Below are 12,974 nucleotides of genomic sequence, written 5' to 3' on the forward strand. Positions count from 1 at the left end.
GCGCCCATATCAGCAGCCCTGAACGGCAAGGCAGGAACCCTGTCCTGTCATGCGGCAACGCCCGGCTATTGCGCGCGCAGCGCCGAAGGCGCCACCTTGCTCACGATCATGATCAGCGAGAGCGTGAGCAGCATCAGCAGGGTCGACACCGCGTTCACCTCCGGATTGAGCTTCATCGGCACCTTGACGCGCGAATAGATTTCCAGCGGCAGGGTGTTGGAGCCGACCCCGGCGGTGAAGAACGAGATCACGAAATCGTCGATCGACAGCGTGAACGCCATCAGCGCACCAGCGATGATGCCGGGCATGATCAGCGGCAGCGTCACCGCGCGGAAGGCGGTGAGCGGGCTCGCGCCCAGGTCGCGCGCCGCCTCGACCAGCGACTCGTCCATCCCCTGCAGCCGCGAGCGGACCACGATGGCGACAAAGCCGATGCAGAAGGCAATGTGCGACAGCGTGATCGACACGAGACCCAGCGTCATGTTGAGCATGACGAAGAAGATCAGCAGGCTCACGCCAGTCAGGATTTCGGGGATGGCGATCGGGATGAGTACCAGCGCGGGCAGCAGGCGCAGCCGCCACCGGTACATCGCAAGCCCCGCCAGCGTGCCGAGCACCGTCGCCGCCACGCAGGTGACCAGCCCGATCACGAGCGTATGCAGCGCGGCTTCGAGCATCACCGGATCGTTGAACAGCATCCGATACCATTTGAAGGTGAAGCCGACCCACTCGGCATTCAGCGCCGAATCGTTGAACGAGAACACCACCACGATGGCCAGCGGCAGATACAGGAACAGATACACCAGCGCCGCGGCGCCCCAGACCCACGGGGAGACTTTCTTCATCGTTTATCCTTGCCGCGGCTGCCGGCCCAGCCGGCGAAGGCGGCCAGCAGCAGCACGGCCAGTGTCAGCATGATCGAGAGCACCGAGCCGAACGGCCAGTCGCGGCTGTCGAGAAACTGCTGCTTGATCAGGTTGCCGATCATCATGCTGTCGGTCCCCCCCAAGAGGTCAGGAATGGCGAACATGCCCAGCGCCGGGATGAACACCAGCGCGGTCCCGGCCCAGATACCGGGCAACGACAGCGGCCAGGTCACCTTCCAGAAACGCTGCCAGGCATTGGCACCCAGATCCTGTGCAGCGTCCAGCAACGCCATATCGTGCTTCTCGAGATTGGCGTAAAGCGGCAGCACCATGAACGGCAGGTGCACGTACACCAGGCCGATGATCACGGCGAACTGCGAAAACAGCAGCGACACCGGCTCGATGCCGAACACCGCCAGCAGGCCGTTGAGGGCCTGACTGAAATAGCTTTGCGGCCCGAGGATGATCATCCAGGCGTAGACCCGGATCAGGAAATTGGACCAGAACGGCAGGATCACCAGCAGCACCAGCAGATCACGGGTCTTTTTGGGGCTGCGTGCGATCAGCCAGGCAAGCGGATAGGCCAGCACGATGCAGATCACCGTGGTGATGCCCGCATACCAGAACGACTTCAGGAAGAGTTCGAAGTAGATCGGGTCTTCGAAGAAGCGCTGGAAATTCTCGAAGGTGAGGAAGTCGGCATAGTTGTCCAGGTTGATCAGCACCTGGCGCGCCCCGGTCTGTGGATCGACATCGACGAACGGCATCAGCCCGCCATAGTCGCCCGGGAAGCGGAACGCAGCGAACGCCATGATCGCCGACGGAATGGCAAAGAACAGCAGCAGATAAAACAGCGGCGGGCCGGAGATCAGCCACTTGGCAAGCCGGTTCGAGCGCATCGCAGTCCTCACGCAAGCACGAAATGGCCGGCATCGAACCGCCAGGCCAGTTCCACAAGGTCGTTGTCGTCGAAGAACTTGGCCTTGCCCGACGCGGAGTTGGGCAGCATGGTCTCGACCAGGATGCCGTTGTCCAGCTCGACGATGTAGATGGTCACATCGCCCAGGTACAGGCAATCATGCACGCGCCCCTTGAAATGCACCTCGTCCGGATCGTCCGAGGGCAGTGCCGCGCCAAGCTTGATCTTCTCGGGCCGCAGCGTCAGCGTGCCCTTGCCGCCCACCTGCGCGCCGGGCACCGGCAGCATCTCGGCGGTGCCCACGCCAGGGATCTCGACCTTGATGCGATCGGCCTCGACCGCGACGATGGTGGCATCGAGCAGATTGCACTGCCCGATGAAATCGGCGACGAAACGGCTCTTGGGATAGCTGTAGATGGTCTCCGGCGCGTCCAGTTGCTCCACCCGGCCCTGGTTCATCACCGCGATGCGATGCGACAGCGCCAGCGCCTCGCCCTGGTCGTGGGTGACATAAACGAAGGTGATGCCCACTTCCTTTTGCAGATTGATCAGCTCGATCTGCATCTGTTCCCTGAGCTTGGCATCGAGCGCCGACAGCGGCTCGTCTAGCAACAGCAGGCGCGGGCGGTTGACCAGCGCACGGGCGATCGCCACACGCTGGCGCTGCCCGCCGGAAAGCTCGTGCGGATAGCGGCGCGCGAACTGCTGCAGCCGCACGTCCTCCAGCACCTCGTCCACCCGCTTAGGCACCTCGGCAGCGGGCACCTTGGCCATCTTCAGCGGAAACGCGATGTTCTGCGCCACGGTCATGTGCGGGAACAGCGCATAGCTCTGGAACACTGTGTGCACCGGCCGCTTTTCCGGCGGCACGCCGGCCATGTTCCTGCCATCGAGCAGGATCTCACCCGAATCGGGCTGCTCAAAGCCTGCCAGCATCCGCAGCAACGTGGTCTTGCCACAGCCGGACGGGCCAAGCAGCGTAAAGAACTCGCCCGCTTCCACCGCCAAGCTCACATGATTGACGGCGGTGAAATCGCCAAAATGTTTGACGACGTCGCGGATCTCTAGCAGCGCCATGATTTCTCCTGGCGCCAGGCCAACGCGATCGGCCGGCGCGCACTGGAATCGGGTTCGAAAAAACGCGCTATTTTAGCCAAAATCGCGCCCTCGGGGCAGCACGCTTACCAACCGTAGCAAGGCATTGCACACACGCCCGGGCCGGGACGATCCAGGTATCATGCAGGGCCTTTGCGCCGATCAGGCCGCAGCGCAGCCGGCATTGCCGGCCGTGGCGTCCATGCGCGCAATCACCTGCGGATCGACAACATGATGGACTGGACGCGGCTCCTGGCCGCCGACCGGCTCGGCGCGCCGCGCCAGGCCGACGAGCAGCCCGAGACCGGGCGCAGCAACTACCACAAGGATCACGACCGGATCGTGTTCTGCTCGCCGTTCCGCCGGATGGGCCGCAAGACGCAGGTCCACCCGATGACCGAGAACGACCACGTCCACACCCGGTTGACCCATTCGATCGAGGTGGCCTGCGTAGGGCGCAGCCTGGGTGTGCTGATCGGCCAGGCACTGCATCGCGACCTGCCCGCGGATATCGCGCCGTACGATCTCGGGGCCATCGTGCAGGCAGCCTGTCTGGCACATGACATCGGCAATCCGCCGTTCGGCCACGCCGGCGAATATGCGATCCGCGACTGGTTCCAGCGCCCCGAGCACGCCTATCTGATGCAGAACCTGAACGCGGACGAGCGGCGCGATCTGACGACCTTCGAAGGCAACGCCCAGGGGTTCCGCATCATCACCCAGCTGGAAAACCATCGCTTCGAAGGCGGGCTGCGGCTGACTTACGCTACGCTCGGCACCACGCTCAAATACCCGTGGACCAGCGAACATGCCGATCACCGGGGCAAATTCAGCTGCTACCAGTCCGAACACGCGCAACTTGAGCAGGTGGCGCAGGAACTGGGCCTGCCGCAGCTGGCCCCGGGGCGCTGGGCCCGGCATCCGCTGTCCTACCTGATGGAGGCGGCCGACGATATCTGCTACGCCATCCTCGATCTGGAGGATGGCATCGAGATCGGCACCTTGCCGTATGAAACCGCCGAGCCGGTACTGATGAAGATCTGCGGCGGCGCGCGCGAGCTGCTGGCGCTTGAGGTGGCGGCCGCGCCGTCGGTGCGGCGCAAGATCTCGCTGCTGCGCGGCAAGGCCATCGACCGCTGCGTGCGCGATGTGGCGGCCACCTTCATCCAGCACCAGCGGCGGCTGATGCAAGGCAGCTACCAGGGTGACCTGCTCAACGACTGCCCGGAAAGCATGCGGCAGGGCATTGCCGATGCCAAGCAACTGGCGCGCGAACGCATCTTCAACGAGCGGCGCAAGATCGAGATCGAGGTCGGCTCCTTCACCTGCCTGGATATCCTGCTTGATGCCTTCTGCAATGCCGCTTACCAGCAGAAAGTCAGCGCCCGGATGCCATTCCGGATGCAACGGGTGCTGGATCTGATGGAATACAACGCGCCGAAGAAGGAATGGCCGCTGTACGAAAGCTACCGCCGCGTGCTCGACTTCATCGGCGGCATGACCGACAACTACGCCACCTACCTTGCGCAACAGGTCGGCGGCATGGGGCGCTGAGGACCACCCGGATGAACACGACGTTGAAAACGCTGCTGATCCTGTGCACTTTGCCGCTGGCCGGCTGCGGTACCGTCGGCACGGTCGTCGCCGTCGGCGCGACCGCTGTCAATGTGGCCGCCACAGCAGTCAATGTCGGCACGACCGCTGCCGGCATCGCCTGGGATGTGGGCAAGACCACGGTCAAGGGCGGCGCGGCGGTGGCCGGCCTTGCGATCGAGGCGGCGCGTGCCGCCCCGCAAGCGGCAGCAGCCCAGCCGCTGCCGGCACCGGGCCCCGCACCGACCTCCCCGGCGCCGGCCTTGCCCGTCGACGCGGCCACCGCAGGCGGCGGGACCGTGGTCGTCACGCCGCTCGCCGCCGAGTAGGCGCCTACAGTCGCAACAGCTCGCCGCCGTTCAACCTGAGCCACGCACGCAGTTGCCGCCAATCCGGACACGCCTGCTCCACCAAGGCCCAGAACCGTGCCGAGTGGTTGAGTTCGGCCAGGTGCGCAAGCTCATGGATCACCACGTAGTCGATCACCTCCGGCGGCGCCTGCATCAACCGCCAGTTCAGGCGGATATCGCCGTTTGCCGAACAACTGCCCCAGCGCCCGCGCGCCGACGTGAGCAGCACGCGCCGCGGCGCGAGGCCCATGCGCCCGGCCCATAACGCGGTCCTTTCGGCGAAATGGCTGCGTGCACTGCGCTGCAACAGGCGGACCAGCGCCTCATCGGCGCGTGCGGTGTCGCCCTGCAACCAGAGTTCGGTCTCGGTCAGCCGGGTGCGGGCAGCGCCAAGGCGCAGCAGTCGCGGCTGCCCGAGCCAGGCGACCTGGCTGCCATCGTCCAATGCGCCGCGCGGGGGCGGCAATGCATCCAGATGCCTCATGATCCAGGCGAGTTTGCGCTGGATCACCGCTTCGGCCTCGGTCAACGGCACCCGCAGCGGCAACTGCACTGTCAGGCCTTGGGCATCGATCTTCAGGCCGATCGAGCGGCGTTGGCTGCGCACCACACTGTATTCAAGCGCACGCCCGGCCAACTGCACGCAATGCCTGCCCGCGGCCATCGCTCACCCGGCGCGCCGGGACGGATGGCAGGGCCCCGCGCCCTCAAAGGTGGCCAGTTCGCGCTCGATCCAGTTTTCCACCTGCTCGCTCACCGCAGTCGGCGTGCCATGGGGCTGGATGGTCGGGCCGATGCGCACGGTGATGGTGCCCGGCCACTTGCGGAAGGAATTGCGTGGCCAGAATTCGCCCGAGTTCAGCGCCACCGGCACGATGGGAATATCCAGCGCCATCGCCAGCCGCGGTCCGCCCTGCTTGTACTTGCCGCGGTTGCCGGCCGGCACGCGCGTACCCTCGGGGAAGATCAGGATCCAGAAGCCCTTGGCCAGACGGTCGTGCCCCTGCTCCATCAGCGTGCGCTGCGCCTCGGCGCGGTTGCCGCGGTCGATCGCGATCGGCGACAGCGCCCACAGCCCCCAGCCGAAGAACGGGATCTTCAAGAGTTCGCGCTTGAGCACGAACACCATGGGTGGAAAGATCTGCTGCAGTGCCATCGTCTCCCAGGCCGACTGGTGCTTGCACAGGATCATGGCCGGGCCGGCGGGGATGTTCTCGCGCCCCTCGACCACGTAGCGCAGGCCGCAGGTCACGCGCAGCCAGCACAGCATCATATGGGTCCACAGCGTGATCACCCGATAGCGCAGCCGGGGCGGCAACGGCAGGATCAGGATGGCGAGGATGGCGAACGGTGGCGTCAGCACAACCAGGCCGAGCCAGTAGAGAGCGGAACGGAACCAGATCATGATTGGGATTCGGGGCTGGGGTTGAGCAGGGCGCCGGCATAGGCGGCAAGGTCGTCGTAGACGCGGGTACCGGCCGGCAGATTGCCGGCAGCCTCGGTCCTGGCACCGTTGCCGGTGCGCACCAGCACCGGCCGGCCACCGACCGCGGCAATGGCCTGCAGATCACGCAGGCTGTCGCCCACCATGATGCAGTCGGCAGCGTTCACACGAAAGCGTCGTGCCACCTCCAGCACCATGCCCGGCAAGGGCTTGCGGCAACCGCAACCATCGTCAGGCGCATGCGGACAGAAGAAGATGGCCTCGATATGCCCGCCGCTTTGCGCCACTGCGCGATGCAGCTTGCTATGGATGGCGTTGAGCGTATCCATGCTGATGATGCCGCGGCCGATGGCCGACTGGTTGGTGGCCACCACCAGGGTCCAGCCGCTGCGCGACAGCTCACCGATCGCATCGAGACTGCCTGGAATGGGCAACCACTCCTCGGGGGATTTGACAAAGTCGCGCCGGTCCTCGTTGATGACGCCGTCGCGGTCGAGGATGAGCAGCCTGGTGGCAACCTCTCTCATGATGCCTTCAGCTCCTCGCGGATTCCCTGGTCGCAGACATCCACCAATTCATCCACGTGATCGATACCCGGTGGCAGACCCAGCTGCAGCAGAAGCGATCGCACGTTGTTCCGGCCCCCTTCCTGCAGCCAGGCGGTATAGGACTGCTGATCGCTCCAGCCTGCGGCCATGTCGCGCTTGAGGCGGTCGGACCAGACACGGATGTCCTCTTTGCAAGCGGTCCGAAGCACTGCCTTCAAGTCCGCCAAGGTGGGGGCCATCGGCGTGTCCAGATCCGCCGGCAGGGGCGCTGTCGATGCAGGGTGGGCTTGATCGCATTGCAGATAGGCCTCCACCGCCTCGGCATAGGCCGCTTCATCGCCGTTGAACGCCGCATAGTCCGGCTTTGCACATTCGGCTGCCGCCACCCGCCCCACGGTCAGCAGGACCATCACGCAGCACAGCATCTGTGATCTTGTCATGCCACTTATTCCGCCAGCAGCGACAGCTCCGCCACCCGGTTCATCAATGCTGCCAGCCCGGCAAGCAGCGCCAGCCGGTTGCCACGCACCGCGGCCTCGTCGGCCATCACCATCACGCCGTCGAAGAACGCGTCGACCGGGGCCTTGAGCGCGGCAAGCTGCCTGAGCGCACCGGTGAAATCCTGCCCCGCCAGCGCCACCTCGACCGGGCCGCGTACGGCCTGCAGCGCGTCGTACAGCGCCCGTTCCGCCGCCTCGCCGAACAGGGCCGGATTCAGCGCAGGCAACTCGCCCTCGACCTTCTTCAGGATGTTGCGGATGCGCTTGTTGGCAGCGGCCAGCGCGGCCGCTTCGGGCAGCGCCTTGAACTCGGCCACCGCAGCAAGCCGGCGTTCGACGTCGTCGAGCCGGGTCGGCGCCAGCGCCAGCACGGCGTCGATGTCGGCCGCCGGATAGTCGGTGGCGAGATAGTGCTTCAGGCGCTCCAGCATGAAGCTCGCCACGCCATCGACGGTGCCATCAGCGATGACGCCGGCCGGGAAGGTGGCGGCAGTCCTGGACAGCAGTTCGCGCACATCCAGCGGCAGCTTCAGCAGCATGCGCAGCACGCCAAGCGCGGCGCGGCGCAGGCCGAACGGATCCTTGTCACCGGTGGGCACCATGCCGATGCCCCAGATGCCGACGATGGCTTCGAGCTTGTCGGCGAGCGCAACGGCGGTGGCGATGGCACCCTGCGGCAGCGTGTCACCGGCGAAGCGTGGGTGATAGTGACCCTCGATCGCGTCGGCCACCGCATCGGTCTCGCCGTCGAGGCGGGCGTAGTAGCGGCCCATGATGCCCTGCAGCTCGGGGAATTCACCGACCATATCGGACAGCAGATCGGCCTTGGCAAGGCGCGCCGCACGCTCGGCCTGGGCGACGTCGGCCTGCAGCAGGCCGGCAATGGCGCCGGCGATCTGCTGCAGCCGCGCCACGCGTTCGAGCTGGCTGCCGATCTTGTTGTGGTACACCACATTGGCAAGGCCGCCGACGCGGCTGTCCAGCGTCTTCTTCTGGTCCTGCTCGTAGAAGAACTTGGCGTCCGACAGGCGTGCGCGCAGCACGCGGGCGTTGCCCTGCACGATCTGCGCCGGATCGCGGCTGGCAAGGTTGGACACCAGCAGGAAACGGTTGGTCAGGCGACCGCTGCCATCGAGCAGCGGGAAGTATTTCTGGTTCTGCTGCATGGTGAGGATCAGGCATTCCTGCGGCACCTTGAGGAAGTCCGCCTCGAATTCGCCTTCCAGCACCACCGGCCATTCCACCAGCGCGGTCACCTCGTCGAACAGCGCCGCGTCGGCAGCGATGGTGGCGCTGCGGCGGGCAGCAGCCGCCTCCAGCTCCTTGCCGATCAGCGCGCGGCGCGCGGCGAAGCTCGCCACCACCTTGCCGGCCTCGAACAGCGTGCGCGCGTAGTGATCGGCGTGATCCAGCGTGATCTCGCCAGTGGAGAGGAAGCGGTGGCCGCGGGTGACGCGACCGGCGTTCAGATGCAACACCTGACCGGGAATCACCTCGGCGCCATGCAGCAGGATCAGGCCGTGCACCGGACGGATGAACTGACCGTCGCGGTCGCCCCAGCGCATCATCTTCGGGGCCGGCAGCTTCTTCAGCGCGGCCTCGACGATGCCGGCCAGCACATGGGCCAGCGGCTCGCCGGTCTTGACCGAGCGGAAGATGAACACGTCCTGCTTGCCGTCCGAGCCCTGTTCCAGTTGCTCGATCGCCACGCCGCAGGAGCGGGCGAAGCCGGCCAGCGCCGGGGTCGGCGCGCCGTCCTTGAACCCGGCCGCCACGGCCGGACCCTTGCGTTCGATCTGTTGGTCCGGCTGCACGCCAAGCACATTGGGGATGCTGACTGCCAGCCGGCGCGGACTGGCGAAGGGGTGGTACTCGACCGACTTGTCGACGAAGCCGAGCCTGGCCAGCTCGTCGAACACGGCCTGGGCAAAAACGTCGCCCAGCTTCTTGAGGGCCTTGGGCGGCAGTTCCTCGGTAAAGAGTTCGATCAACAGCGTTTGTTGGGACATGGTTTTACTCGTCATCTGCGGCGGCATCCTTGCCCGCCATGATCTTGCAGACCTGGCGCACGAAATCGGCGCCATAGCTGTTCGGTTGCGGGGTCTCGAATTCCCACTGGTAGCCGGGCACGTCGTAGCGGGCGACTTTGGCGTCATCCGCGTCGCGCAACTCGGCCGCGATCTTTGCCAGGCGCCCGCTCGGGCAATCGATGGCAACCCGGGCGTACTTGATGCGGTACACCTCCTTGGTGGGGCCATCGACCTGATCGGCCTTGAAGTCCTGCCGCATCCACACATAGGTGTAGCGGTCCGAGGCATGGCGATCGTTATGGGTGATCGAAGCCACGTCGACCCATATGTCGAAATCCGGCATCTGCCCGTAATTGCGCCACTCGCCCTTGTACGGCACCGGTACCGGCCCGCGCACGTCGTCCTCGAACTTGCCACACGCAGTCAGCGCGGTCAGGCAAGACAGCACCAGGGCGGCTTTCATCGCGGCGCGTCTTCTCAGGCCTGGCACATCGGGAAACCGAGGCGCTCGCGGCTGTCGAAATACGCCTGCGCCACGCCGCGCGCCAGGTTGCGGATGCGCCCGATGTAGGCGGCACGCTCGGTCACCGAGATGGCGCCGCGCGCGTCGAGCAGGTTGAAGGTGTGCGCCGCCTTCAGGATCATCTCGTACGCCGGCAGCGGCAGGCTGGCCTCCAGGAGCTTGCCCGCCTCGCCCTCGAAGCTGTTGAACAGGCTGAGCAGCAATTCGACGTTGGAATGCTCGAAGTTGTAGGTCGACTGCTCGACTTCGTTCTGGTGGTAGATGTCGCCGTAGGTCACCTTCTGACCATTGGGGAACACGGTCCACACCAGGTCGTAGACGTTTTCCACGCCCTGCAGATACATCGCCAGCCGCTCGGTGCCGTAGGTGATCTCGCCCAGCACCGGCTTGCAATCGAGACCGCCCACCTGCTGGAAGTAGGTGAACTGCGTAACCTCCATGCCGTTCAGCCACACTTCCCATCCCAGGCCCCAGGCGCCGAGCGTGGGGTTCTCCCAGTCGTCCTCGACAAAGCGGATGTCATGCACCGCCGGATCGATGCCCAGCTCCTTGAGCGAACCGAGATACAGGTCCTGGATATTGTCCGGCGAGGGCTTCAACACCACCTGGAACTGATAGTAGTGCTGCAGCCGGTTGGGGTTCTCGCCGTAACGGCCGTCCTTGGGGCGGCGACTCGGCTGCACGTAGGCCGCGTTCCACGGCTCGGGGCCGATGGCGCGCAGGAAGGTGGCGGTGTGGCTGGTGCCGGCCCCCATTTCCATGTCGTAGGGCTGCAGGAGGGCACAGCCTTGGCGCCCCCAGTAGTTCTGCAGGGTAAGGAGGATGTCCTGAAAGGTCAGCATATTGTCGTTGTAACGGCTTGATGGGCGCCGCGTGATCGGCCTGTAAACCGGCTGATTCTACTTGCTTTTAACGCCTATTTCAGTAGACATGCACCGCCGGGACATCACCGGGCCGGGCGGCCCTGGGCAGGCAGGTACGCAGGGTGGGTGGCGGCATCACGATCGTGCATCGGCTGGTGTGCCGCGATGCCGGCCGCAGGGCGTGGGCCCGCACGGCCGATCGGCACGCGACGCGCGGCGTCGGGCCCGCGCGGTTTCACATAGAATGGCAAGTGCAAAGCGCCCCGGAACCAACTCGCCCGCGCTGTCTCTACGCCTCTGCGCTGTGCTCAACCCATCCGTTCCCACTCATGAAATCGTTCGCCGCCGTCTCCTTCCTTCTCAGCAGCCTGTGCGCGCAGGCCGCACTCGATCTGGACCTGCTGCGCGATGCGGTGCGCAGCCGCGACCTGGCCCGGTTGTCCGCACTGACCGAAGCGGCCAGCGGCGACGTGCTGGAGATGTATCCACGCTACCACCTGCTGTCGGCACAGCTGCCCGCGGCGGCCGATGAAAGCGTGCAGGCCTTCCTGCAGCGCTACCCCAACACCCCGCTGGCCGAGCGCCTGCGTGGCGAGTGGCTGGCGGTGCTGGGCAAGCGCGGCGATTGGGACCGTTTCATCGCGCAGTACGACAAACTGGAGGCACCGACCACCGAGCTGGTCTGCTACGCAGCGCAGGCCGGATTGGCGCGCGGCAAACCCGCGGCGGCACAGCCGGTGAAAACCTTGTGGGCTGTGGGCCGTGCCCAATCCGACGCGTGCGGCCCGGTGTTCGACTGGTTGTTCAACACCGGCCAGCTTGGCTCGGACGATGTGTGGCTGCGCATCCGCGATGCTTTGGCGCGCAACAACGCCGATTTTGCGCGGCAGGTTGCGGCCCGCGTCGGCAATCCACCCGAGCTGCAGGCGAAATCGCTGACCCTGGCGTCGCGCGACCCGGTCAAGGCACTCACCGGCTACAACGTGGAGCGCCGTGCCGGACGCGAAGCAGCGCTCTATGCGCTGTCGCGCCTGGCGCGCACCAATCCGGACGCCGCAGCCGCCTGGCTGGAAAACCGCAGCGACGGCTGGCCCGCCGAAGACCGGCGCTATGGCTGGCAGCAGGTGGCCGAAGCGGCCGCCAAGCAACGCCATCCGCAGGCCAGTCGCTGGTTCAGCCAGGGCGGGATGCCCCAGCAACCGCACCAGACCACCGCACGCGCCTGGGCGATCCGCGCCGCGCTGCGTGCATACGACACCGGCGCCCTGCTGGAACGGATCGATGCGCTGCCGGCCAGCGAAGCGGCCGATCCGGCCTGGCGCTACTGGAAGGCCCAGGCACTCAAGGCCAGGCAACGTGGCGCCGAGGCCGAGGCCCTGCTGGCAGGCGTTGCCAGCAACGACGACTACTACGGCCTCTTGGCGCACGGGGAGCTGCAGACCCCGCTGGCGGCCGCCAACCAGACGCAGCCCTATCGACCCGGCGATGCCGAAATCGCCGCCATGCGTGCCCGTCCAGGCATTGCCAGGGCGCTGGCACTGCTTGACGGCGGCTGGCGTGTCGAAGGCGTGCGGGAGTGGAACTGGGCCTTGCGCGGCACCAGCCAGCCTGAGCTGGTCGCGGCCGCACATCTGGCGCAACGCGCCGGCCACTACGACCGGGCCATCTACGCGGCCGAACAGGCCAAGACCTTTGCCGAGCTGGCGTTGCGCTATCCGCAGCCGTTCCGCGGCCAGATCGAGCGGCAGGCACGCCAGAACGGGCTGGACGCGGCGTGGGTCTTCGGACTGATCCGCCAGGAAAGCCGCTTTGTCACCAATGCGCGCTCCCACGTCGGCGCGGGGGGCCTGATGCAGCTGATGCCGGCTACCGCCAAGTGGGTATCGGCCAAGCTGGACAACGGCACCTTCAAGCAGGCCGATGTGCACCAGCCTGAATCGAACCTGGAGATGGGTGCTTTCTATCTGCGCTACATCCTCGATCGGCTGCAGTCGCATCCGGTGCTTGCCACCGCCGGCTACAATGCCGGGCCGGGCCGGGCACGCGCGTGGCAGGACAGCGCCGCGCTGGACGCCGCCGTCTATATTGAGACGATTCCGTTCGACGAGACGCGGGACTACGTCAAGAAAGTGCTGGCCAACGCCCACGTCTACCGCTACGCCTACCCCGGCGCGCCGACGCTGCAGGAGCGGCTCACCCCCATTCCGCCACGCGGTGGGACGGTGGACGCGCCCTGATCTGGC

13 protein-coding genes are annotated in these 12,974 nt (G+C 66.1%); 3 read left to right on the forward strand and 10 right to left on the reverse strand.

The features are described 5' to 3' along the window. Nucleotides 1–65: 65 nt before the first annotated feature. Genes N8I74_RS17885 through N8I74_RS17895 form a run of 3 tightly spaced genes read right to left on the reverse strand, consistent with a single transcriptional unit; the run spans nucleotide 66 to nucleotide 2,862 of the window. On the reverse strand, nucleotides 66–845 hold the full coding sequence (locus tag N8I74_RS17885; protein WP_263124550.1) for an ABC transporter permease: 780 nt from the start codon (nucleotides 843–845) through the stop codon (nucleotides 66–68). Further along, a complete protein-coding gene (locus N8I74_RS17890) occupies nucleotides 842–1,765 on the reverse strand; it encodes an ABC transporter permease (RefSeq protein WP_263124551.1) in 924 nt (307 codons plus the stop codon). Before N8I74_RS17890 ends, N8I74_RS17885 begins: the two co-directional genes overlap by 4 nt. Before the next feature lie 8 nt (nucleotides 1,766–1,773). Then, nucleotides 1,774–2,862 (reverse strand): ABC transporter ATP-binding protein, encoded by a 1,089-nt coding sequence (locus N8I74_RS17895; protein ID WP_263124552.1) that lies wholly within the window; start codon nucleotides 2,860–2,862, stop codon nucleotides 1,774–1,776. 249 nt (nucleotides 2,863–3,111) lie between these two features. Here N8I74_RS17895 and N8I74_RS17900 point away from each other — a divergent pair, with 249 nt between their 5' ends. Beyond that, nucleotides 3,112–4,434, forward strand: a complete 1,323-nt coding sequence (locus N8I74_RS17900; protein WP_263124553.1) for a deoxyguanosinetriphosphate triphosphohydrolase — start codon at nucleotides 3,112–3,114, stop codon at nucleotides 4,432–4,434. Nucleotides 4,435–4,445: 11 nt separating this feature from the next. Continuing rightward, nucleotides 4,446–4,802, forward strand: a complete 357-nt coding sequence (locus N8I74_RS17905; protein ID WP_263124554.1) for a hypothetical protein — start codon at nucleotides 4,446–4,448, stop codon at nucleotides 4,800–4,802. 4 nt (nucleotides 4,803–4,806) lie between these two features. Here the strand turns inward: N8I74_RS17905 and N8I74_RS17910 are convergent, their stop codons facing one another. From N8I74_RS17910 to glyQ, 7 genes are read right to left on the reverse strand one after another with little or no spacing between them, the layout of a single operon-like run. Continuing rightward, nucleotides 4,807–5,487, reverse strand: coding sequence for a M48 family metallopeptidase (locus tag N8I74_RS17910; protein WP_263124555.1), 681 nt, complete (start codon nucleotides 5,485–5,487; stop codon nucleotides 4,807–4,809). A 3-nt stretch (nucleotides 5,488–5,490) separates the two neighbouring features. Next, the gene (locus N8I74_RS17915; RefSeq protein WP_263124556.1) at nucleotides 5,491–6,228 is read right to left on the reverse strand and encodes a lysophospholipid acyltransferase family protein; all 738 of its coding nucleotides are present in this window, start codon (nucleotides 6,226–6,228) and stop codon (nucleotides 5,491–5,493) included. Then, nucleotides 6,225–6,794, reverse strand: coding sequence for a D-glycero-beta-D-manno-heptose 1,7-bisphosphate 7-phosphatase (gene gmhB / locus N8I74_RS17920; protein ID WP_263124557.1), 570 nt, complete (start codon nucleotides 6,792–6,794; stop codon nucleotides 6,225–6,227). The genes N8I74_RS17915 and gmhB overlap by 4 nt, the downstream gene beginning before the upstream one ends. Further along, nucleotides 6,791–7,228, reverse strand: coding sequence for a hypothetical protein (locus N8I74_RS17925; RefSeq protein WP_263124558.1), 438 nt, complete (start codon nucleotides 7,226–7,228; stop codon nucleotides 6,791–6,793). The genes gmhB and N8I74_RS17925 overlap by 4 nt, the downstream gene beginning before the upstream one ends. A 32-nt stretch (nucleotides 7,229–7,260) precedes the next feature. Next, nucleotides 7,261–9,324, reverse strand: a complete 2,064-nt coding sequence (glyS, locus tag N8I74_RS17930) for a glycine--tRNA ligase subunit beta (RefSeq protein WP_263124559.1) — start codon at nucleotides 9,322–9,324, stop codon at nucleotides 7,261–7,263. A 4-nt stretch (nucleotides 9,325–9,328) separates the two neighbouring features. After that, nucleotides 9,329–9,808 carry a surface-adhesin E family protein gene (locus N8I74_RS17935; protein WP_263124560.1) on the reverse strand — a complete coding sequence of 160 codons (480 nt, stop codon included), beginning with the start codon at nucleotides 9,806–9,808 and terminating at the stop codon, nucleotides 9,329–9,331. A 14-nt stretch (nucleotides 9,809–9,822) separates the two neighbouring features. Further along, entirely contained in the window at nucleotides 9,823–10,710 is an 888-nt protein-coding gene (gene glyQ / locus N8I74_RS17940; protein ID WP_263124561.1) for a glycine--tRNA ligase subunit alpha, read from the reverse strand. Between the two features lie 350 nt (nucleotides 10,711–11,060). Here glyQ and N8I74_RS17945 point away from each other — a divergent pair, with 350 nt between their 5' ends. After that, nucleotides 11,061–12,968 (forward strand): lytic transglycosylase domain-containing protein, encoded by a 1,908-nt coding sequence (locus tag N8I74_RS17945; protein WP_263124563.1) that lies wholly within the window; start codon nucleotides 11,061–11,063, stop codon nucleotides 12,966–12,968. Nucleotides 12,969–12,974: the final 6 nt, after the last annotated feature.

The organism is Chitiniphilus purpureus, from assembly GCF_025642115.1.
Taxonomy (GTDB): domain Bacteria; phylum Pseudomonadota; class Gammaproteobacteria; order Burkholderiales; family Chitinibacteraceae; genus Chitiniphilus; species Chitiniphilus purpureus.

Bases quoted from the DNA above. Each gene is read 5' to 3' on its own strand.
- glyQ (WP_263124561.1), bottom strand. From the start codon at position 10,710: ATGCTGACCTTTCAGGACATCCTCCTTACCCTGCAGAACTACTGGGGG.
- glyS (WP_263124559.1), bottom strand. From the start codon at position 9,324: ATGTCCCAACAAACGCTGTTGATCGAACTCTTTACCGAGGAACTGCCG.
- N8I74_RS17935 (WP_263124560.1), bottom strand. From the start codon at position 9,808: ATGAAAGCCGCCCTGGTGCTGTCTTGCCTGACCGCGCTGACTGCGTGT.
- gmhB (WP_263124557.1), bottom strand. From the start codon at position 6,794: ATGAGAGAGGTTGCCACCAGGCTGCTCATCCTCGACCGCGACGGCGTC.
- N8I74_RS17905 (WP_263124554.1), top strand. From the start codon at position 4,446: ATGAACACGACGTTGAAAACGCTGCTGATCCTGTGCACTTTGCCGCTG.
- N8I74_RS17915 (WP_263124556.1), bottom strand. From the start codon at position 6,228: ATGATCTGGTTCCGTTCCGCTCTCTACTGGCTCGGCCTGGTTGTGCTG.
- N8I74_RS17900 (WP_263124553.1), top strand. From the start codon at position 3,112: ATGATGGACTGGACGCGGCTCCTGGCCGCCGACCGGCTCGGCGCGCCG.
- N8I74_RS17885 (WP_263124550.1), bottom strand. From the start codon at position 845: ATGAAGAAAGTCTCCCCGTGGGTCTGGGGCGCCGCGGCGCTGGTGTAT.
- N8I74_RS17890 (WP_263124551.1), bottom strand. From the start codon at position 1,765: ATGCGCTCGAACCGGCTTGCCAAGTGGCTGATCTCCGGCCCGCCGCTG.
- N8I74_RS17895 (WP_263124552.1), bottom strand. From the start codon at position 2,862: ATGGCGCTGCTAGAGATCCGCGACGTCGTCAAACATTTTGGCGATTTC.
- N8I74_RS17910 (WP_263124555.1), bottom strand. From the start codon at position 5,487: ATGGCCGCGGGCAGGCATTGCGTGCAGTTGGCCGGGCGTGCGCTTGAA.
- N8I74_RS17945 (WP_263124563.1), top strand. From the start codon at position 11,061: ATGAAATCGTTCGCCGCCGTCTCCTTCCTTCTCAGCAGCCTGTGCGCG.